This window comes from Cupriavidus sp. CP313, assembly GCF_054072015.1.
In genome coordinates, this window is record NZ_JBSVZB010000031.1 from 26,149 (window position 1) to 46,150 (window position 20,002).

General features: G+C 58.8%; 17 protein-coding genes. 9 read left to right on the forward strand and 8 right to left on the reverse strand.

Annotated elements, in window-relative coordinates; all coding sequences use genetic code 11:
• Positions 1-5: 5 nt before the first annotated feature.
• The 4 genes from ACW4E8_RS31725 to ACW4E8_RS31740 are packed head-to-tail and all read right to left on the reverse strand — an operon-like array spanning position 6 to position 4,638.
• Complete coding sequence (locus ACW4E8_RS31725; protein WP_456808127.1) at positions 6-1,610, reverse strand: EH signature domain-containing protein; 1,605 nt, start codon at positions 1,608-1,610, stop codon at positions 6-8.
• A 59-nt stretch (positions 1,611-1,669) separates the two neighbouring features.
• A complete protein-coding gene (locus tag ACW4E8_RS31730) occupies positions 1,670-2,380 on the reverse strand; it encodes an OmpA/MotB family protein (RefSeq protein ID WP_456808128.1) in 711 nt (236 codons plus the stop codon).
• A gap of 3 nt (positions 2,381-2,383) precedes the next feature.
• Positions 2,384-4,444, reverse strand: coding sequence for an anti-phage ZorAB system protein ZorA (gene zorA, locus ACW4E8_RS31735; protein ID WP_456808129.1), 2,061 nt, complete (start codon positions 4,442-4,444; stop codon positions 2,384-2,386).
• Positions 4,441-4,638, reverse strand: coding sequence for a hypothetical protein (locus tag ACW4E8_RS31740; RefSeq protein ID WP_456808130.1), 198 nt, complete (start codon positions 4,636-4,638; stop codon positions 4,441-4,443). The genes zorA and ACW4E8_RS31740 overlap by 4 nt, the downstream gene beginning before the upstream one ends.
• Before the next feature lie 388 nt (positions 4,639-5,026).
• On the opposite strand from ACW4E8_RS31740, the gene ACW4E8_RS31745 reads away from it, so the two are divergent.
• A complete protein-coding gene (locus ACW4E8_RS31745; RefSeq protein WP_456808131.1) occupies positions 5,027-5,632 on the forward strand; it encodes a GIY-YIG nuclease family protein in 606 nt (201 codons plus the stop codon).
• A gap of 621 nt (positions 5,633-6,253) precedes the next feature.
• Here ACW4E8_RS31745 and ACW4E8_RS31750 read toward each other — a convergent pair.
• Positions 6,254-6,493: a helix-turn-helix domain-containing protein gene (locus tag ACW4E8_RS31750; RefSeq protein WP_456808132.1), complete on the reverse strand. Its 240-nt coding sequence runs from the start codon at positions 6,491-6,493 to the stop codon at positions 6,254-6,256.
• A gap of 160 nt (positions 6,494-6,653) precedes the next feature.
• Between ACW4E8_RS31750 and ACW4E8_RS31755 the strand changes: the two genes are divergently transcribed.
• The 3 genes from ACW4E8_RS31755 (at position 6,654) to ACW4E8_RS31765 (ending at position 8,868) form a co-directional block, all read left to right on the forward strand.
• Positions 6,654-7,184: an HAD domain-containing protein gene (locus ACW4E8_RS31755; RefSeq protein WP_456808133.1), complete on the forward strand. Its 531-nt coding sequence runs from the start codon at positions 6,654-6,656 to the stop codon at positions 7,182-7,184.
• Positions 7,185-7,189: 5 nt separating this feature from the next.
• Entirely contained in the window at positions 7,190-7,513 is a 324-nt protein-coding gene (locus tag ACW4E8_RS31760) for a hypothetical protein (protein WP_456808134.1), read from the forward strand.
• Positions 7,514-8,139: 626 nt separating this feature from the next.
• Positions 8,140-8,868 carry a hypothetical protein gene (locus tag ACW4E8_RS31765; protein WP_456808135.1) on the forward strand — a complete coding sequence of 243 codons (729 nt, stop codon included), beginning with the start codon at positions 8,140-8,142 and terminating at the stop codon, positions 8,866-8,868.
• Between the two features lie 650 nt (positions 8,869-9,518).
• On the opposite strand, the gene ACW4E8_RS31770 is transcribed toward ACW4E8_RS31765, so the two are convergent.
• From ACW4E8_RS31770 to ACW4E8_RS31780, 3 genes are all read right to left on the reverse strand, one after another.
• Complete coding sequence (locus ACW4E8_RS31770) at positions 9,519-10,691, reverse strand: adenylate/guanylate cyclase domain-containing protein (RefSeq protein WP_456808136.1); 1,173 nt, start codon at positions 10,689-10,691, stop codon at positions 9,519-9,521.
• Positions 10,692-10,717: 26 nt separating this feature from the next.
• On the reverse strand, positions 10,718-12,310 hold the full coding sequence (locus ACW4E8_RS31775) for a hybrid sensor histidine kinase/response regulator (RefSeq protein ID WP_456808137.1): 1,593 nt from the start codon (positions 12,308-12,310) through the stop codon (positions 10,718-10,720).
• A 413-nt stretch (positions 12,311-12,723) separates the two neighbouring features.
• Positions 12,724-14,163 (reverse strand): TetR/AcrR family transcriptional regulator, encoded by a 1,440-nt coding sequence (locus ACW4E8_RS31780; RefSeq protein ID WP_456808138.1) that lies wholly within the window; start codon positions 14,161-14,163, stop codon positions 12,724-12,726.
• 600 nt (positions 14,164-14,763) lie between these two features.
• Here ACW4E8_RS31780 and ACW4E8_RS31785 point away from each other — a divergent pair.
• The 5 genes from ACW4E8_RS31785 (at position 14,764) to ACW4E8_RS31805 (ending at position 19,991) form a co-directional block, all read left to right on the forward strand.
• Complete coding sequence (locus ACW4E8_RS31785) at positions 14,764-15,639, forward strand: phytanoyl-CoA dioxygenase family protein (protein WP_456808139.1); 876 nt, start codon at positions 14,764-14,766, stop codon at positions 15,637-15,639.
• A 54-nt stretch (positions 15,640-15,693) separates the two neighbouring features.
• A complete protein-coding gene (locus ACW4E8_RS31790) occupies positions 15,694-16,107 on the forward strand; it encodes a RidA family protein (RefSeq protein ID WP_456808140.1) in 414 nt (137 codons plus the stop codon).
• A 212-nt stretch (positions 16,108-16,319) separates the two neighbouring features.
• Entirely contained in the window at positions 16,320-16,595 is a 276-nt protein-coding gene (locus ACW4E8_RS31795; protein WP_456808141.1) for a hypothetical protein, read from the forward strand.
• Positions 16,596-16,720: 125 nt separating this feature from the next.
• Complete coding sequence (locus ACW4E8_RS31800; RefSeq protein ID WP_456808142.1) at positions 16,721-18,085, forward strand: DUF1329 domain-containing protein; 1,365 nt, start codon at positions 16,721-16,723, stop codon at positions 18,083-18,085.
• A gap of 73 nt (positions 18,086-18,158) precedes the next feature.
• Positions 18,159-19,991: a DUF1302 domain-containing protein gene (locus tag ACW4E8_RS31805; protein WP_456808143.1), complete on the forward strand. Its 1,833-nt coding sequence runs from the start codon at positions 18,159-18,161 to the stop codon at positions 19,989-19,991.
• Positions 19,992-20,002 lie beyond the last annotated feature (11 nt).

Genomic DNA, 20,002 nt, shown 5'->3' on the forward strand with positions numbered 1-20,002 from the left:
GTTTCCTATTTCCACCAGCCTTTGCCGGCCCGTCTCTTGAAGCCCCAAGCCGACAGCGTCTCGGTGATCAGGGATGCGCTGCTGCCTTGAACCGGTACTTCCGCAAGTACCCAAAGGTTGCCACCGACCGCGCTCTTGTCGTCGATCGTGAGGCGATGTTCTCGCGCGAAGCGACTCAGCGCCGCCCGACTGTATTGGACGGAGGAGGGCGGCGAAGACGGCACGTTCGGTGGAACTGCCGGGGCAGAACGCCGGGAACCGGGGGCCTTGGCTGCCGGTTCGATACCAAATTCCTGCTGGAGTGTAGCGGCGAACATGTCTTCCCACTTGTCCCAGTTATGGATTCCATCTTGATGGCTTAGCCACAGTATGGCGGCGCCCTTATCCTTCAAGGAATTTGGCGCGCCGATTGGGAGCCTAAGTAGATTTGTCGTATCGAAGGGCACCGATTTGCGCGCGTCATAGCCATAGAACGCGTTGCCAAGGCCGCTGAACTCGACGGCCACCAGCGATCCCATTCGCAGGATGAAGGCGTTGTTGGTGCCGGGTGCATCGAGGTTGCAGATTAGGCCGACCATCTTCTTCCGAAGCAGTGCGAGGTCTGCTGACTTGGCGCTTCGGGCAGCGGTACCCAAGGCAAACTCGATGTGATCGATGGCCTTGACGTACCGTTTCCAGAAATTCATCCGACGAGGATCGCCGAGGCCGTCCTCGGCCAGTTTGGTAAAGAACGTCTCGATGAACTCGGATTTGAGCCAGTCTGCGACCATGCTTCTCGCCGCATCCGTCACGCCGCCCCAACGCGTCTCATTGGAAGGGAGCCAAGGATTGCCCCACCAGTTGACCGCCTGCTCACGTAGGACTTGATTCAGCGGGGCACCCGCTATCTCCGCATATCGGTCCAACACGAGAATCATCCCGCGATCGCGCAGTACCTCATTGGCAGCGAGCACGGAAAGGAGGCGTGGTAACAGCTTTTGGAATGGCGTGTTTTCCAGCTTCGTCGCGCCCCTGACCTGCGCCAGCACCAGCTCCCGCAAGAACCAGGACGCCTTGTTGATGCCCATGTGTTCGCAGAGCTGATCGACCACGGTCGAATCCCCCCGCAGCAGCGCATCCACATAGTCATCGCACGGACGATCACTGAACAGCTGCCTGTTCCGAAACGCGGTATCCACCCACGCCGGGTTCAGACGGCTGTCCTTGATGAATTTCCGGCGATCACCGAGGTATGCACGCAGTGTTCGCCAGTTCGCCCGCGCTGAGGCTGGCGCATCTTTGGAGACTGGGTCGTAAGTGAAATAGCTCCTGACCAGACCTTGATAGCAGCGGCGAAATGCGGCGGCGCGCTCCTGCCAGGCGTCGACGCCGTCGAGAACACGCGCGAGGCGCGTGCCGTCCTCCAGAATGCAGGGTCCGCTGGAACGATGGGGAAGAGCCAGGCTCCAAGACAGCAGATATGCATCTCGGAACGACTTCACCTCTTGGCTGTCCCAGAACCGTCGTACTGCATCAAGCTGATGGTCCTCGGTTGGATCGGTACCTGCAGAATCCCCGAAGCGCGCCTTCATGTCCAGAATCACCCGATCGATGCCACCGTGTGGCACCATGGCTCTCGCTCCTTCCCGGATTGCGGGATCGAGCAACGCGGTTAGATGGTCTAGGGCATTCATCGCAGCGCACATTCTCCGAAATTGCCAGGTTGCGGCGCGGAAAGCGCCCGTTGCTCGTCGACGGCGAGAAACTCCATGCGCATCTCGACCCGCCGGCTTTCCTCATCGGTCTCCTTGGCGGCATTGAACGAGTAGCCGCCGACCAGAAAGAGGTTGCGAACGTTCTCCTTCTGCGTCTCTGACAACAGACTCGGACCCGTCGTGGCAAACATGGTGCAAAGAACCTTCTGGCTACGCTGCAGGCTCAGGTTCAAATTGCTCAGGTAGGTGCCGGTCTTGTCCGTGTAGCCCTCCACCACGATGCGTTTCAGCACTCGCTCGCCCAGTTCGTCATTAGCCAGGGACAGGATCTCCGGCACGAACTGGCGCAAGACCGCCTCCTGGTCCGCATTCAGATTGAACTTGCCAAGCGCGAAACGTGCGCGATCGCCGAAGTCGATGACACGGCGTCGCCGATCGACCTTGATGCCATCATGGCGCCTGGCGGCCTGCTCGAAGCGGTCAAGGATCAGCTCAATGTCACGGCGGTGTTGCTCTTCCTTTTTTTCCTTTTCCGTCACGTTCTTGGTGACCGCGAGGAGCGCCACACCCATGACGACGAGGAACAATACCATCAGGGCTGTCATCAGATCCGCGAACGAGATCCAGAACGGCTTTTCCGCCTCGTCACGTCCGGCGCGCTTGAGCACGATCTTTGCGCCAACCATCGCTTACCTCTTGACTGGTACGAGGTTCGACATCGAGGCCAGCGTCACCTCCAACTCACCGACGGCTGCGGATAGCATCCCGACCGCCTGCGTAAGCTTGGTATGGAATTCCGTATTCGCCTTGTCGAGCGTCCGTTTTACCTCGGTGGCGAACGACGTATGGGCTTCGCCAAGAACCTTGCTGACGCCGGCAAGATAATCGTCGGCCTGCATCTGTGCCTCGCCCAGTCGGCTGGTCGAGCTCTCGATGCGGGCAAGGACGTCGCCAGTCAGTGATGCCTCCCTGCGCGCGGCCTCGACAGTCGCACGCAGTTCGGTCACCATCTGGACGACGGCATCCCGCTGTGTTCGATAGTCTTTCATTACGTCCTGGAGTGCCGCACCGCCGCTGCTCAGCCCGCCACTGGTTTCCGACAGCTTGGTGGTCACGGTAGCCGCCTGGTCCATGACGCCGGCAACGCGCTCGCCCGCCGATGCGAAGCGGCGAGAGGCCGAACCCAGCAATTCCGCGCCGGCATGCATTCTGTCCACCGACGTCGACGTGGTCTGGGTCAGCGCCGCGACGCTCTGTGCCATCTGCGTCGACGCGGTTGTCATCTCCTGAATAACCGACTCTACGGACTCGGCCATCGAACTTACCGCACTGTTGGTGCGTGTAGCCATCGATGCTTCGCGTTCCCGATTGCTCTCAAAGACTTGCTTCTGCGATTCACCGAGATTCGTCAGCATCTCCGCCACGCTGCTGCCGATGGTCTCGAGGGTCGACCGGAGCTTCTGGTTGGTTTCGGACTGCGAGCTCGCCACAAGCTGACGGATCTGTTCGATGAATGTTTCTGATTGCGCGTTCATGGCGTCCTGGCGGGCTTCCATCTTTTCCACTGCACTGGCCATACGTTCCGCCATGGCGTCCACGGAGCGCTGGCTCGATGCCTCGATACTCGCGACCAGCGTCTGAAGGGTGCCGACCGCATCCTGGATACTCCGTGCGGTCTGCTGGTTCAATTCCGTGAGGCCGGATATCTGGCCGCCGAACAGGTCGTTCAGTCGCTGGCTGAAGCTGGTCATCACGTCGTTCAGCATCCCCACCGCGCTCGCACTCTGGTCGCCGCTGGCTGATTTGACCGTGCTGGCGATGTCCTCGAGCGGGCCCTTGAGGCTTTGCTGGATGCTGTCGGCGATAGTCTGGCCCAAGGCTTGATTGTCCTGGCGTGCGGCTTCCAGCTGTTCGCGGGATGCTTCGACAAGCCGCTCGACAACCAGGGACTGCTGTTCCTTGCTTGCCGCGATCTGCACACTCGTTAGTTCGCGAAGCAACTCGCCCATCTCCTTGACAAGCGCATCCTTGAGAATCTTCGATTGGCTTGCGGACTCCTCGGAGGCTTTCACCAGGCGGGACAAGTACTCCTCGCCAGCTCCTGCCTCGAAGCATGCGTCGATGGCGTGGGCGATCTCCTCGGTGTTCTTGTAAAGCGCTGCGAGGAGAAGCTTTTCCAGAAGGGTGACAACCATCGCCGCCCCGATGGCCACGCCGGAGACGAGAAACGCTTCGCCGACGAAGTGCATCAGCGATTCGAGGCTCGCCCGCACGGTGGCCGCGTTCTCGCTGACCTGGAAGGCCTGCAAGCCCTGGATCAGTCCAGAAAAGGTTCCAATAATCCCGATACCCGTGAACAGCCCTGGGAGATGCTTGAAGAATTCGGCGTGCAGCCTTCCGTCGACCACAAACTGACTGCTGAAATACATTTCGGCCGGCACCGTTGCACGGGCCGTGCCGAGCACCATCTGGCCGTCCTGTTCGATCCACTGCTTATGCAGCGAGTCGGAGTATTCCTTCCACAGGTGAGCGAGAGACTTGTCGGACGCGAATGCGTTGCGGAAATCATCTACCGCGACCCGGGTGGGATCGAAGCCCGTCACGCTCTTTCGGATGTTCCTCAGTCGCCACCAGTGGAGCAGCCCTGGGCCGAGGAAGACCGCCAAGAAGGCGATGACAAGCGTCGCCAGTATGCTGGCGATAAACAACAGAAATCCGGGTGTGCTTTGCAAGAGGGCGACGAGACTCACTTGGTTGCCCTCCCGCTTTCGACATCTATCGCAGCATCGGGCAGCCGGATACCCTCCTTCTCGCAATACCCAAACAGCAAGGTTTCAAGCATGTTGGTCTGCGACCGGTTCTGGCGCGATGCCGCCGCCTCCAGCAGGAGTTTGAAGCGTGGTGAGACACGGAAGCTGATGGCAACGGTTTTTTCTGGAGACATGGAATGCTTGTATAGCTATCTACAATACAAGTAACAAAATGTATCCGAAAGCGTAAGCGCGCGCGTTCCCTACCGGCGAGGGGTAGGCAAGCAGGGGGGGCGATCGCCAATCTCTGGCTTCAAATCTGGAAAGCTGCTGAAGCAGACGTTCTGCGCTAAAGCATGGCCGTGGATTGCCGATGTGCGGTGATCCGCCGTCAAGCGCTCATCAGCGCCTGGAACGGTGTCACATCAACCACTGAGCGACAACCGAGTGCTGACTCCCTCCAAATATTGGCGTATCCCATGTGCTCTCGACAGCGAAACGCCGCGGCCCCCTTCGGAGTTCGTCCTCCCGGATGCGTTGGCGAACCAGGCCACGCCACCAAGCCCCGGTCATGGGCTGGCCGTGGCCGCGTATGACCCTGCCCAGCAAATAGGCCTGTTCAGATGGGTCGGAATCATCGTCGGCGGTAGCAGTGCATTGCGCCAGGTCGATTGGAGGCCCTCGGAAGCGCAGATTTGGGTAGACACGCCTCCGGGCAGAGGCTTTTGGCGCGCCGGGGCATTCTGTTTCGCCGCCAAGAAAGTCCCCGACTACGGGCTTCACGAACTGTGGAGGGATCATTTCGACGGCATGGAACTCAGAAGCCGTACACCGAGAATCACCGTGCCTCTGGGCCCGAAGACGCCACGAGCGGGCAGAGTGGCATCAGAACGGCTCGATCCGATCGAGGTCGTTGGCGAGCCAACAGCGGGCAGCCGGACGGGTGTTGTCTACGTCCTGAAGTCCGCGTACGGATACAAGGTCGGAAGGACGACCAATGTACCGGCGCGCATGCGAGCGTTTGGTGTTCAATTGCCGTTTGCCTATACGATCCCGCTATGTGCCTGGTTCGATGACAACCACGTGGCGGAACGCCGCTACCATGACCTGTTCGCCCACAAGCGCATCAATGGCGAATGGTTTGACCTGGACGAAGCGGATATCGAACAGATTCGGCTGCGGCTCTAGCCGTGTTTCATGCTCCGCGCTGCCACACCTCTCGTGGGCCGTGACAGGGCGTCATGCCGGTGCGCCCCGGCGGCCGCAAGCCACGGGTCTCTTGATCGAAAGCTCTGATCAGCGGAGATGGCCGATATTTCTCCAGGTTCCAGTCGCCTTGCTTGCTGAGTCGCTGATCGGTAGGAGCGGCGGGGAGAAAAGGCGCAAGTAGTGTGCTCATTGAGAGGGCCAAGGGGCTTGCGATAAGCGCATGTGCCGTTCCTCAGCGTCCACAAACAGGCCGCGCTCCGCGGATCAGCCAGCAGGCCCGCTAGCTCGCTTCGTAATCTATAGTTCAGCTGTGGGTGAAATGTGTAATGCGGAGTGCAGAGCCGATCCCGGCTGTTGGTGGGCAGCGCCAATTAAGTTCTTGCAAGCTAATTAAGCTCTTACAAGCGAATTAAGTTCTTACTAAGAGGCGAAATCGGCGCTCGGAGCGCGAGCGCTCTAGCGGTCCAAAAAGGGCGCTGAAGGAACCCAAGACGGGATCGGCACTCGGGATCGCGGGCGCCCGAGAGAAGAGTTTGCGCTGCCCAGCTTCGCACGCGACGAGCCGTGGGCAAGGGGATGCGGGTCGAAGTCGGCGGGGAGCTACTGCTGACCAGGGTCGACGAACAATTCGTGAACATCGATACCCAGAAATTCTGCGAGCTTGCAGATGTTGTCAATGGTTGCATTGTTCACTGCGCGCTCGATCTGACTCACATAGGTCCTATGGAATCCTGCCTTAACGGCGAGATCTTCCTGGGATAGGCCGGCCGCCTCCCTCACCTTACGTAGGTTGGAAGCAACTCGAAGCCGCGCGTAGCTCTTTTCTGCACTCTTTGACATGGGGCGCAGAGTGCGCAAAGCACGACTAAAAATCTACACGCATACAGCTCTACTTGATATACATCTACTGGCTATAAATCTATAATGCCGTGTTTTGGGGGTGCCTCTTGCGGGAACCATTGGTCCGCGTCACTCCGTTCCAGAGAAAGTCACGGCGGCGATGATTGTGTTTTTGGACTTTGACGGTGTCTTGCATCCAGACGCTGCTTACTTGGTGAAAGGTCGTCCGGAGCTTCGCGCGGCAGGGACTCTGTTCATGTGGGCTCCGATCCTTGAGGAAGCGCTCGTGCCGTATCCGGACGCCCGAATTGTCCTTTCTACTTCGTGGGTTCGGGTCCTCAAGAGCTTCAGTCTCGTGCGTGCATTTCTGCCCGCCGCGCTGCAAGCACGGGTCATTGGCGCGACTTGGCATTCGGCAATGGCACGGCATTATGAAGGGAGCCATCGCATCGATGCCAGCTGGTTCTCTGAGCTCTCTCGGTATGCGCAAATCGCGCGGTACATTTCACGGGCAGGGCTGCGTGACGAACACTGGCTGGCGATCGATGACGACAGCGCGGGTTGGCCGAGCGAACTTCGCGATCATTTGATCGAGACGGACGGGGCATTGGGTCTCGCGTGCGCGATCGCACAGTCAGAGTTGGCGACGCGACTGCAACGCATGACCGCTAAAGCCCTGCTCGGGAGCTAATACCGATGCTACGCGTCACCGTGGAACTTATTCCAGACGGCCAGGAGGAATACTGCCGAACACTTGGGCGGATCGAGATCGACAATGTGTTGGGCGAATCCCTGACCACCGGCGCCTATCGCATCGTCATGGACGAATTCGATGCACGCTTCCCAGCGCAGCGCTCAACCTTCCGGACTATTGCGTCGCTGGACAATGTGGAGCGCGATCTCGTTCGCCCCATGCAATTGGTCGCCATGGCGCTCAGCGTCGTCGCCCCCGTCAAGCGCACCATGCATAGCTCGCAGAACGAACCGCAGGGCATCGTGCTGACGCGCGATGCCATTTAACGCGGCTCGAGCCCGCCGTGGGAGGGCCATGACCGAAAAGTTCGTGTTCCGAGAAACGGAGTTTCACGCGGGGGCGCACCTTCGATCTAGTCCAACGTCGAGCGCGTCAAGACCCCGAATCCTTCGACTATCGACGACGTCGCCCGGGCAGTCGCCACCCACTATGACGATCCGCCCGTGCCGGTCGAGCGCATCCCGACTGCCGAGCAGGCAGGGCGCGCCCTGGCGCATTGGCTGCCGGCTGGACTGCAAACCATTGTGCAAGACCAAGAACGGTATATCTATTTGACTGAGGTCCCGTTCGAGTTGGAAACGCTGATCAGGCGATGGCTGCGCTGGCAGCTCGATAGTGCGCCGGAGACTGATCCATGGCAGCGACGGGCTGGCGCTTTCGCATGACGGATGGTGTGCGTTCATGGGCTGGCTGACCGATGCCCTGCAGCGCAGACTGGATCAAATGGAAATCGGCTTGTAATTAGATCCGCATGCCTCGCACCACCACGCGCCCACGCAGCTGCCAAGCCAACAACTATCGCGTGGATTCACTTAACCCCATAGGACCGAGAAGGTCCTGCTTCGCGCCGACGTCACGGCCTCGGCGCATTCACCTCCAAGCCATTCGTTGCATGCAAAATCTCGCAGTTCTTATCCTTCCGGGTACCTGGTCATCGCTCGTCGAATTCAAGGCGGCCATTAAGAAGCAGGCGCCAAACTATCGCTTTGCCAATGGCGTGCTCGTGGATCAGCGAACCCGCCAGGGCGTCCACATCCACTTTCAAAAGGGGCACAACTCGAGCATTGTGGAGGACTTTCGATGTGGCGGTACCTATTGGTACGACTCCGATGACATGCGGGCCATCGCTCGGCATACCTCTCATGTCCTCCTTGCGGACGCCGGCGGAAGTCGGCAGCGCATGGCACATGTGATGGGCGCAGCGAGCGCCGTGGTCCGGGCCGGCGCACTAGGCGTGTATGTGGAGAACGCCGGCGTAGCCCATCCCTCACAGAACTGGCTGGCACTGGCCAATGACGGCATCGATGGCATTTTTCGAGCATTCGTCGCCACCGTAGATGCTGGAGGTAGTGGCGCTCACTGCAGTGGCATGCAAAATTTTGGACTGAAGGGCGTGAGTGTCCCGTCTAACGTCCCCGACTGCACAACCGTCGCCGGCGCTTTCGCTTGGCATTTGGTCGTGAAGGAGGTGAAGGTGAAAGTCGGTGAAACCATGATGGTCGGCACGAAATCTTACAGCTCTCGCGTCCGGATCGTTGAATCTACAGTAGCCCCAGAAGGCTCAATGCTTTACAACCGATTCGGCACCTTGCAACTCCTGCCCGCGACGTCTGTGCACTAACGCGACATATCAACAGATGTCGGCACCCTGGTGTAGAGTGACTCGCGCACGGCTGCGAGATGGCGCATCTGCACTCTCGCTAGCAAAAGCGCGTAGCGCGGGTCGCTGTAGACCATCGCTTTGGGGGATGGCCAGCCAGAATAGGAACGCAACGATCCGCATCGCTGCTGCAAATGGAACCGCAGCGCATTTTGGGACGGGAAAAACTAGAGCATAGCTTCCTCCGGTTGCTCTCGTCGCGGTCATACGGATAGGGCGATCGCTCGCGTCGCGCCGCGGACATGGGTTCCTGGCGTGCGCCCAGAATTGCGTCTCGCCGCCCAGGCGTTCAATGCTTAGGCCGGTTCGAGTTCGGCCATTAAGACTCGTCCGATGCGTCGTCGAGCACATTGATGCTCGATTTGAACGGCGCCTATTGACGCTGTGCCTGCCCAAGTTGGGCTCGCCGCCCACTACCATTACGAAGATCGAAGTTAAGTGAGCTGGGCAGAATTTCGGGGGCATGGGTACCCTGGCAATGGTTTGCTTCGCGTCGTCGGTTGGGGCGCACGCGCGGTCTCCACGCGTGTGGGAGATTTTCTGAATAGTGCCCTGGCTTGACTGAGCACGTCCAGACCGAGACTGTCTTACTGTCCCAGGGACGTCGCTGTCTAGTTTCTCCCAACCAGATGCCATGTATGCACGTCTCCGATGCCTCTTGCTGCAATCACCCCGTGGTCTTCGAGTAGGAAGGTTTTTCCAAGTTGCTGTCGAGTGTCGTCAGTTACTTGAATGCCGCCGACTATGCCCTGAGACTCCATCCGGCTCGCGATGTTCACGGTATCACCCCACAAGTCATAGATGAACTTTCGCCTCCCAATCACCCCGGCTACGACGGCCCCGCTATGGATGCCAATCCGCAACCGCAGGGCGTAGCCGCTTCGCTGATTGAATCGGCTCAGCGACTCCATCATGTCTAATGCCATATGGGCGGCCCGAACGGCATGATCCGCCACCGGTATCGGCAAACCGGCGGCCGCCATGTATGCGTCGCCGATTGTCTTGATCTTCTCGAGTCCCCGGCCGTCGGCGATTTCATCAAAGGCGGCAAATATCTCGTTTAGTACCTCCACTAGTAGTTCTGGGCTCATGCCGGGAGCGAAGCGGGTGAAATGCACAATATCTGCAAACAGTACTGACACCGACTCGAACCTGTCGGCGATGACGTCCGGAGGGCCGGCGGATAAAGGATGGGAACGCTGTTTCAGACGTTCGGCGATCGGAGCTGGCAACACGTTTAGCAGAAGACGCTCAGTGACCTGTTGCTCGCAAACAAGCTTTTCGTAAAGGCGCCTGAGCTCATCGCTCTGACGGACTATCGTCTCCCGGCTCGCTTCAAGTTCACGGACCTTGCGCTCGAGCTCTTTGCCGTACTGCAAGGACTCCCTGTGTAGCAGGCGCACTTCCAGCATGTTCCGCACGCGCATCAGCACCTCGCCAAGATCGAACGGCTTGCTGACGAAGTCTTTCGCCCCGGCCCGCAGTGCGCGCAGTTTGTGATCGGGCTGGGCGGTGATGACGATCACGGGAAGGTAACTGTCCGGCTGGACGACCTTGAGGTTCTCCATGACCTCGAACCCGTCCATGCCGGGCATCTGAAGATCCAGCACGATCAGGTCATAGGGGTTCCTGCTGTGAAGTTCGGAAACCATGCGCGGATCTGTGGTTGATTCGACGCTGGTATATCCGGCCGCGTTCAGCATCCTTTCGAGCAGCAGGACATTGGCCTCCAGATCGTCAACGACCAGGATTCTTGCAGCCAGGATGTCCGATGGGTGGATCATGGCGAGCCAGTTCGCGGGACTCGGTGCTAGCCCTGGGCAATGAATCCTCGCGGCTGTTCCAGTGCGGCGTTCAGTGCATCCATGAATTCATGGATCCTGATGGGCTTGGTCAGGTACCGGAAGAATCCTGCCTTCATGCCCCGCTCGATGTCGCGTGGCATGGCATTGGCACTGAGGGCGATGACCGGAATATGCATCGTCTTGGGGTCTTCGCGCAGGCGCCCCAGTGCTTCGATGCCATTGATGTCCGGCAGATGGATATCCATCACGATCACTTCGGGCAGGGAAGTGCGCGCGAGCTCGACTCCGAGAATCCCGGTGGCCGCGGACAACAAATGCACGTCTGCCCGGCGGGCGAGGAGTTGCTCCAGGAGCTTGAGGTTGGCGGGGTTGTCTTCCACATACAGCAGGGTGTGCATCGTGGATGAAGCTTCGATTGACGACCGGACAGGTGCGGCGGCCTCCGCGCTCTCGCCAGCCATCGCGGGAGGCGCGGCAGCAGGCAGTTCGACCCGGAACATGCTGCCCACGCCAGGCGTGCTTTCGACGTCGATGGTTCCACCCATCAACTCGGCCAGCCGCTTGGCCACCACGAGACCAATGCCGGTGCCTTCCACGGGGCCTGCCTCATGCCCCAACCGATTGAACGGTTGGAATAGCTGGGCCAGCCGTTCCGGTGTCAACCCTGCGCCGGTGTCGCGCACGCTGACGCATACGCGATGCTCCGTCGTCGTCACCTGCACATCGACAGAGCCCTGGTCCCGGTTGTACTTGATGGCATTGGAAAGCAGGTTGAGGAGAATCTGCTTCAGGCGGGTTCGGTCGGCACGGACGAAGCAGGGTAGTTCGCCTGCGGGAAACCGCATGCGGACCGTGCGTTTCAGTGCCTGCTGCTCAAGCATTGCGTGGCACTCGCGCAGGGTGTCGATGACCGATACCGGCTCGGGGGACAGCGACGCGTGACCGGCTTCTATCCTGGCCAGGTCAAGGACTTCGTTGATGAGCTCCAGCAAATGCCAGCCCGCTTTCAGGATCTGGTCGATGCTGGCCTGCTGCGACGCAGTCGGAGGCGGAGACTCGGAGGCCATCAGCTGCGCGAAGCCGAGGATGGCATTCAGCGGATTACGCAACTCGTGGCTCATGCTCGACAGGAATTCCGACTTTGCGTGGTTGGCGCTCTCGGCCGCCGCTTGCGCCTGCTTCTGCTCCTCAATGTCGGTGCAGGAGGCCAGCCACATTTTGGTATTTCCGTCGATGTCTTTAAGTGGTGCGCCGCGCTCAAGGTGCCATCGGTAGGCACCATCGGATGCCCTTCTAAGGCGGTATTCAATCTCGTACTCGTTCGCCTTTGCAACGGCGTCCAACCAGCGCTCGACAGCGCGTTCAAGATCTTCGGGATGTAGGGCCGATCGCCACGCGCCGGCCTGGGTCTGCTCGAGGGGCAGGCCGGTATAGGCCACCCATCTTTGGTTGCAGTAGTCGATCCGACCATCGCGATCGGCTGCCATCAGCATATGTGGGATGCCATCGGCGAACCATCTGAGAAGAGGCTCGCCTTCGGCAAACCGTGGGGCCAAAGGAGGATTCGTGGCCGATCTGCCTGAATGTGGCTTGTGCATGATTCTTCACCAGCAACTGTCGGCATCACTCAGCCGTAAGAGATGAAGACCGCTCGGGTGCGGCGGAAAGGGCATTACCCAGAATAGGCCCAAACAGCGGCGGCGCAAGGTGATGCGCGTGGAGAACACCGTCGATCGAACGGTGGGTCGACAGTACGCCACTTCCTGGTGTGGGCGTCCTGCCAGAACTCCTTCCTGCAGTCGACGACGGCAACTAAGAACTGGCAGTCTGCAGTCGGCCGCGCGGCGATCGGTTTGGGCGTGACCGTGCGCCGAAGTGGAAAACGCTAACGCGACCTGACCGGTCCGCTGATAGTCCGTCGCACAGCGTGCTTCGACCGTCCACTGGCAAGTAGCAATTAAGGGAGCTTTCGTAGAGCCTCGATGCGTCGGCGATGAAAGCTCGTTCAGCCTTACGCTGCCTCTTTCGTGGCAATGTTCCCGTGCGCGATGCGAATCGTGATGGCTCTCATCAGATCGAAGACGCGATCTAAGTCCAGATCTTGCTTTCGGGAATCGAACATCAAAATCATCGAGCCGTCCATTTGTGCAGCAATTAGTCGCGCACGTGTATGGCATTCCCGTGCGGTTGCCGATGAGTCTATCTCTCGCACCAGATCAACAAATATTGCCCGATAGACTGAGTACGGTTTTCTCAGAAAGTTAAGCGTGAGGTCAGAGTGCTGGGCCAACGCAAACAATTCGAATGTGAATTGACATATCCTTGGGTCGCGAGCTTCTTCAAAGGCATCATCAACGATTTCACGAAGCCGCTCCATCGCTGGTTTGCCGCTGGGCCTCCCCATTTCTGCATAGCGCTCTAGATAGGCGTTCATGAGCGCGCTAACTGTCGAGCGAACCAGATCGTCGTGTGTCGGGAAATAATTCTTTAGCGCAGATGGCGGGGTATCGAGTTCCCTGGCCACCCGCGCTAGCGTAAAGCTCGCATACCCCTCGACTGCCAAAAGATTAGCAGCAGTGGTGACGATCTCGTTGATCTTGACTTCGCGACGTTTCCCTTGGACGGTGGGTCGATAGTAAGGGGCATCTTGTCCCGGTTGTCGCAAGCTCAATTCGAATAATCCTTGCTTGGCATGCTCTGCGGATCCAAAGAAGCGGATGTGCACACTACCCTTGCCGTCTGCTCGATAGCCGAGTGCATCGTGAGTAGAGGTGCTGCCTTCCAGGTCCTGCGGCGGCAAACCAATAATCATTTTCACGGCTCGTCTTGCTAAGCGAACGAACTCTGAAAAGTCCCTGTCGGAGTCTTTTCCGAAATGATTGGCTATTACCAATCCAGCCATCTGCACGATAAGAATGGATGCGCGAACCAGACACTGTTCATTGGTTAGAGTCGGATGAATTTCAGATAGCAGTTTCGCCAAGGCATTCCGATATTCGGAATGCATATCTTCAACGAGTTCCGCAGCATAGGACTCATGCTGAGAGAAAGCCCAAAGTTCAAGCAGGAACCTTGGCATGTCGGTTTCATTAATGTCGTGAAAAACGCGATCTACTAACTCTGAGCAACGCCGTGTCGGACTAGTCCCAGGCTGGCTCGCGATGGCCGTGTGGCCTCTTATTATTTGACGCACTTTCGTTTCAAGCGCCGCGCGAAGCAGTTCCTCTCTCGTTCGAAAGTAGTACTGAAGGTTTCCCAAAGTGATGCCTACGCGCCCGGCCACCCGGCGTGTCCCAAATCCTGCATAGCCATCTTCCTGAAAGGTTTGCAGAGCGGCAAGGATGATCTGCGCAAGACGTAGTTCCCGGTTGCCTCGCGCAACCGGTTCCATATCGGACTGTGGTCCCTCAGATTCGTGAAGCGTCTCTTGTTCTAGCGCCTTTCCGTGCACGTCGATTCTCCCTAAGCTGACAGTAGCTTGTGAGGATTATAGGTCGTGTCGGCGGTAGGAGGAAACAGCATCAAGAACTGACGCGTTCGACATGCCACTGCACTGCGGTCGAAAGTGACGCCAACAACAGTTGCCGACAACTCCCGGCGGACGGTTGAGTACCCACTGTAGGCCCGGCGCGGGTGAGTCTCCAGCCAGAAAGGAAGTTCCGCAAGTTGGTGTTTTCCCGGTCTCCTTGTTCCTTGATTGTAGGTCGCAGCGTCGCTATGATTAGGTCAGCAAGACGTATTACATAGGTCCTCTGGTCGTTATGTTGAGCGGTGTGAAATGCCGGCTTCGGGTGGAAAGAGAAGGGCGAGCGATGAGGGGTGGTGCAAGGTTGCCTCTAGGCGCAGCCGGCATTGAGCGGCTCGACGTTTGAACTCAACGGCAAGATCGTCGATCCCGCTCGAACTGCTGACTTTGGAGGGTCTCAGGAAGTCGGGCTGATTCCGTAAGCCGTCATCCGCAAGCGTGCCGGCCGACACCGGCTTGTCCTGAAGCTAATCCTGGCCTTCCCGCCTGTCGGGCTGGCCATAAATTCACCTGTTGGAGAATCACATGATGAATAGCATGGCGAAAAAGTCTCTTCGCTCGCTGCCGAGTACGGCACCCGTGGATGAAATCCGCATGATTTTTGACGAAGACGGCGGCGTCATTCTCAAGAATTTCATTACCGCGGAGCAAGTGCGAGCTTTCAATGCCGATATTCAACCGGCAATGGACGAGCTCCGCCCGGGCTGTAAGCAGGAGCTGCAGGAACTCATGGGCGAATTCCATGGCGTCAACACAAAGCGCCTTACAGGCGTGGCCAAACTGAGCAAGACGTTCCGCGAGGAGATCCTGGATGTCGATGCACTCCACGCACTGGCCGATGCAACTTTCCTGAAAGAGTCCGGCACCTATTGGCTGAGCACGGCCCAAGTGATCGAGATTGGTCCTGACAGCAGAGTCCAACCGCTGCACCGCGATCTCGAAGGGTGGAGCGTTTTCCTCAAAATGGGCGCATCTGCCCCCGAGATCCTTGTCAACTTCCTGGTTGCGCTGACCGACTTCACTGAGGAAAACGGAGCAACGCGAATCATTCCGGGCAGCCACAAGTGGGCGGACTTCGATGATCGCGGGACGCAGGAAATGACGATCCCGGTGGAGATGAAGGCTGGTGATGCGGTTTTCTACACCGGTAAGTTGGTGCATGGCGGTGGAGCGAACCGCACAAAGGACTTTTACCGTCGCACCGTGGCGCTTGCACTGGTCCCGGGTTACCTGACTCCGGAGGAAGCTGTTCCACTTCTGCTTGATATCGATGCGGTGCGCACGCTGCCAAAACGCGTGCAGCGACTTCTTGGCTTCCGCTCCCAGTACCCCGTCAATGCATTCGAAGTCGGTCTGTGGCAAGCAAATGTCGGCGACGTTGGGGCGTATCTCGGGCTCTGACAGGCCTTGACTCTGTTTCTGTCAGGTTCTTAAAGAAGGGGCAATTTACCAACTATGGAAACGACTCCAAAACGCCAGGCGATCGTACCGCCGCCATACCAGGTGTGGTACGACAACTTTCATTTTTGCCCGGCAACCCGCGTCGGAAACACAATCTGGGTTTCCGGCCAGGTCGGCATGACTACCGAGATGAAGATTGGCGAGAACATGCAGGCACAGGCCCGGATCGCCTTCGAGTCCTTGAAAACCATTCTCGAAGCTTCTGGGGCAAGCCTGGCCGACGTTGTCGAACTGATGACCTTCCATACGGACCTGCGGGGCGAAATGGAGGCGTTCTCGGCAATCAAGGACGAATACTTCCCTGCGCGTTACCCGTCGTGGAGCGCGGTTGGAGTGACGCAATTGGCCTTGCCTGAGCTACGCGTCGAGATTCGCGTGGTAGCGGTGGTCGGATCTGGCGAGCGCTAAGCGGGGCGCGGTGTATGGCCAATAGTGGCCGGAATAGTAGTTGCAATTCGACGGAGTGCTTATGGAGAGAAACGGCTTTGTGAACCAGTCATAACCAGCACTATTGATAAGCAAACACTGCAGTCTCGAATGTTCGATGCATGAAGTCGGGAGATATCGGAGTCCGACTTCACGCCCACACAGGACATTGATCAGACTCGAAGGAGACAACCATGAGGAAGATCGCCGCAGCCCTGCTCGCCGCCTCGGCGTTCGCGGGCGCCTTTGCACCCAGCGTCACATCGGCAGCGTCGGACCGCTGCCTCAGAAGCAATGGCCACGACTGTGACTCGCACAGCGTGAAGTTCAACTCATTTGCCGGCACTGCCAAGGCGGGCAACTACGACCCGTACGTCGATGGCAGGAAGGTGCGCGTGTTCGACCCATATGCAGACGGCTCACGTCAGGCCGGAATGCCCGCAACCTCGGCAAGCCTGTTTCGATACTGACTGCCGGAATATCTGCGCCGTCGGTATCTGGTGTCCGGAAGCCGATGATGGAATCGAAGGGAATGTGTTGCGCCTGCACGTGATACGACCGTGCTCTGAAGGCGGAATCTGAAGGGGAATTCATCATGAAGAAGTACAGAATGGTAGCGGCGTCTGCTGCGGCAGTTGCCGCATCGCTTGCGATTGGGGCAGCCGTCGCCGCAGAAGGTCTCACGCCGGAGGGCGCAGAACGCGCGGCCGGCAAGGACGGAAGCCTGCCGGCCTACACGGGGAGGCAGTCGCCCGAGCCGGGTTGGACATATGGAAAGTATCGCGGCGATTTCTGGAAGCACAAGAACGAGAAGCCGCTGTACTCGATCGACGCGTCAAACATCGATAAGTACGCAGACAAGCTGACGCCGGGTCAGATCGCACTGGTCAAGCAGAAGAAGGGCTATCGGATGGATGTCTACCCGTCCCATCGCGAGTGCCAGTTGCCAGACGCCATTGCACAGAACTCGACGGCGAATCTGACGGCGGCAAAGCTCGATTCGACCGGCGAGCAGTTGCAGACCGCGCACCTTCCGGGGGTCGCGTTTCCGCAGCCGAAAAGCGGCGCCGAAGCGATGCTGAACTACCTTATGCGGTACCGGGGCGAAGGCCTTGAATGGCCGTCCGTGGTGACGACTGTTTCCCCCCGTCCGGGTAGCAGCGAATGGATCGATGCAATCAGCACAGCAAGTCAGTATTTTCCGTCGGGCAAGTTGGGCAAGCAAACGCCTCAGGACGTCGACCAGCTTAGCAGTGGCAGCTTCTTCAAGATGGAATCGCCGCCGGCACTCGCGGGACAGGCTTTTGTTCAGCGTCAATTCTTCAACAAGGATCCGGAAACTTTCTACTACTTCCCGGGGCAGAGGCGCGTGCGACGCATGCCGGCCTACACGCACGATGCGCCGGCGATCGGCTTCGAGAATCAGTACCTGATCGATGAAGCCAACATGTTCTTCGGCTCCATCGACCGATTCAACTGGAAGCTCGTCGGCAAACAGGAAATGATCGTGCCGTACAACGCCTTCGGCATGTACAAGTTCAACGAAAAATTGCGCGACGTGATAACGCCTGATGGCATTGCCGCCGCTAACCGGCGCTACGAGACGCACCGCGTGTGGGTAGTCGAGGGCACGCTCAAGCCCACTGCGCGTCACGCTGATTCGAAGAAGGTCTTCTACCTGGATGAAGACAGCTGGCTGGCGCTCGTCGCCAATGACTACGACGCCCAGGGCAAGCTGTGGAGGGTGCGCGAGAGTTATCCAATTCCGGTGTGGGAACTGGGCGGCGCCTGCGACAACGTGCCGTTTGCGCAGTATGACCTGATCAATGGACGCTATGTAACCGATCAATCGACGATCGGGCAGGGCAAAGACATTCGCTGGTATGAGAAGACCAACGATCCGCGATTCAAGGCGGACTTCTTCACCTCCGAAACGCTGAGGTCGGTGAGCGAGCGCTGAAGCTAGCCGCATAGGCGGGCCGACGCGTGTTCGAGGAGGCACGCGTCGGTATCAAACGGGATGGAGGAAGACGATGAAAACAAATAAGGTGCTCCGGCGGACCACGATTTCGCTCGCCGTACTGGGGGCGACAGCATCAAGCGCGTACGCATTCGACTTTACCGCGGGCGCGGATGATGCCATCAAAGGCTCGCTGGTGACCAACATTACTGCCGCCGCGGGGATTCGGGTCAAGAACCCGAGTTGTTCCCTCACGGGCGATCCGAACGCGAACGGCTGCGGCGCGTCAGCCAACGTCGATCAGTGGGGGTTCGGCGACAACGGCAACCTGAACTACCGCAAGGGGCAGGCATTCAGCACTTACCTCAGTGCGACCAGTGAATTGCTGCTGACGATGCCGGGCCAGGGGCTCAAGTTCATGGCCCGCGGCACGGGGATGTATGACTTCATGGCGAGGGACACGGCCAGGACGCCGTTGTCCAGTGACGCGGCGGCGCAGGTTGTCTACGATGCGCAGTTGCTCGATCTCTGGGGCCAGAAGGATTTCACCATTGGCGATCGGAAAGCGCATGTGCGGCTGGGCAACCAGGTGATCAACTGGGGAGAGAGCATTTTTGCGCAGAGCGGCATCAATGCGACCAACTCGCTCGATATCCAGAAGCTGTTGATTCCTGGCGCACAACTGAAGCAGGCCCTGCGCCCGGCGCCGATGCTGAGCTTCGCCACCGGCCTTCCCGGGGGCTTCAGCACCGAGGCTTACTACCAGTTCCAGTGGAACGGCAACCGCTACCCGCCGGTTGGGTCCTACTGGTCGGCCACGAACAACTTCGGCCGCGGCGCGGAGCCAATGACAATCAGCACAAGAAATTTCAACGTGGGAGGCCCCAGCGCCGGCACGATTGCGGGGCCAGACAGCCACAACTCGAGCACGATCAGTGCCATCAACAATGGCCTTGTCAATGGCGACTTTGCCGGTGACCCATTTTTTGATATCGGTGTCCCCGTCTCGTCGGAATTGCCCGCGAAGTACAGACCTCAATTCGGTCTGAAACTCAACTACTCGCCGGTATCCTTGCCTGCGAACTTTGCGCTCTATTACGTCAACTATATCGACAAGTCGCCGGTGTTGGCGTCATTGCCTAACGGGACAGCACAATTTTCGTATCGTGGAAATCGCCAGCTCTTCGGCGCCAGCGCAAATTTCCCCGTTGGCAATTGGGCGATCGGTACCGAACTGTCGTATCGGCCTCATGACGCCGTGGCGCTAACAGGATGCTACGGCGCCGGCGGTCCGCTCGACATGAACACGAACGGTGTGCCCGGCATTAACTGCCAGCAGTGGGCCGACAGGAAGAAGCTTCAGTTCGACATCAATGGCATTCTGGCCCTGACTCGCAGTGAGTATCCGTTCCTCAAGCTGATTGGCGCGGACCAGGCGAATCTGACCTGGGAGGCCACGTGGATCTACTACCCGGGCCTTAGCTCGCATGGCGTTACGCGCACGATCGATGGACAAACCGTGACACAGGGGACCGCCGCCGGCTATCTGCCCTGGTTGAACCGGAATTCGGGTCTGGGCTATCCGATTGCGATGTCACAGGGCACGTCCAGTTCGGTGGGCGCAACCATTGATTTCAACTGGACGTATGACGGATCGCTGATTCCCGGCTGGCAGGTGACCCCCGGCGTGACGTTCATGACATCGCTCTACGGCTATACGCCGACCGTGTCGGCGAATTACCTCCAGGGCGCGAAGGCACTGAACTTGTATGTCCTGTTCAATCAGAACCCGACCAAGTGGCAGGCGGGCGTGAACTTCACGGCGTTCTTCGGCGGGCACCAGTCGGTGGGACAGCCATACGCGGACCGCAACTTCATCGGTGCGTTCGTCACGCGGAACTTCTGACGGGATAACCC

What these genes read in the sequence shown, in the direction of transcription:
- ACW4E8_RS31725 (WP_456808127.1), bottom strand. Translation starts at nt 1,610, where the DNA reads ATGGTGCCACACGGTGGCATCGATCGGGTGATTCTGGACATGAAGGCG.
- ACW4E8_RS31730 (WP_456808128.1), bottom strand. Translation starts at nt 2,380, where the DNA reads ATGGTTGGCGCAAAGATCGTGCTCAAGCGCGCCGGACGTGACGAGGCG.
- ACW4E8_RS31740 (WP_456808130.1), bottom strand. Translation starts at nt 4,638, where the DNA reads ATGTCTCCAGAAAAAACCGTTGCCATCAGCTTCCGTGTCTCACCACGC.
- ACW4E8_RS31750 (WP_456808132.1), bottom strand. Translation starts at nt 6,493, where the DNA reads ATGTCAAAGAGTGCAGAAAAGAGCTACGCGCGGCTTCGAGTTGCTTCC.
- ACW4E8_RS31755 (WP_456808133.1), top strand. Translation starts at nt 6,654, where the DNA reads ATGATTGTGTTTTTGGACTTTGACGGTGTCTTGCATCCAGACGCTGCT.
- ACW4E8_RS31760 (WP_456808134.1), top strand. Translation starts at nt 7,190, where the DNA reads ATGCTACGCGTCACCGTGGAACTTATTCCAGACGGCCAGGAGGAATAC.
- ACW4E8_RS31765 (WP_456808135.1), top strand. Translation starts at nt 8,140, where the DNA reads ATGCAAAATCTCGCAGTTCTTATCCTTCCGGGTACCTGGTCATCGCTC.
- ACW4E8_RS31770 (WP_456808136.1), bottom strand. Translation starts at nt 10,691, where the DNA reads ATGATCCACCCATCGGACATCCTGGCTGCAAGAATCCTGGTCGTTGAC.
- ACW4E8_RS31775 (WP_456808137.1), bottom strand. Translation starts at nt 12,310, where the DNA reads ATGCACAAGCCACATTCAGGCAGATCGGCCACGAATCCTCCTTTGGCC.
- ACW4E8_RS31785 (WP_456808139.1), top strand. Translation starts at nt 14,764, where the DNA reads ATGATGAATAGCATGGCGAAAAAGTCTCTTCGCTCGCTGCCGAGTACG.
- ACW4E8_RS31790 (WP_456808140.1), top strand. Translation starts at nt 15,694, where the DNA reads ATGGAAACGACTCCAAAACGCCAGGCGATCGTACCGCCGCCATACCAG.
- ACW4E8_RS31795 (WP_456808141.1), top strand. Translation starts at nt 16,320, where the DNA reads ATGAGGAAGATCGCCGCAGCCCTGCTCGCCGCCTCGGCGTTCGCGGGC.
- ACW4E8_RS31800 (WP_456808142.1), top strand. Translation starts at nt 16,721, where the DNA reads ATGAAGAAGTACAGAATGGTAGCGGCGTCTGCTGCGGCAGTTGCCGCA.
- ACW4E8_RS31805 (WP_456808143.1), top strand. Translation starts at nt 18,159, where the DNA reads ATGAAAACAAATAAGGTGCTCCGGCGGACCACGATTTCGCTCGCCGTA.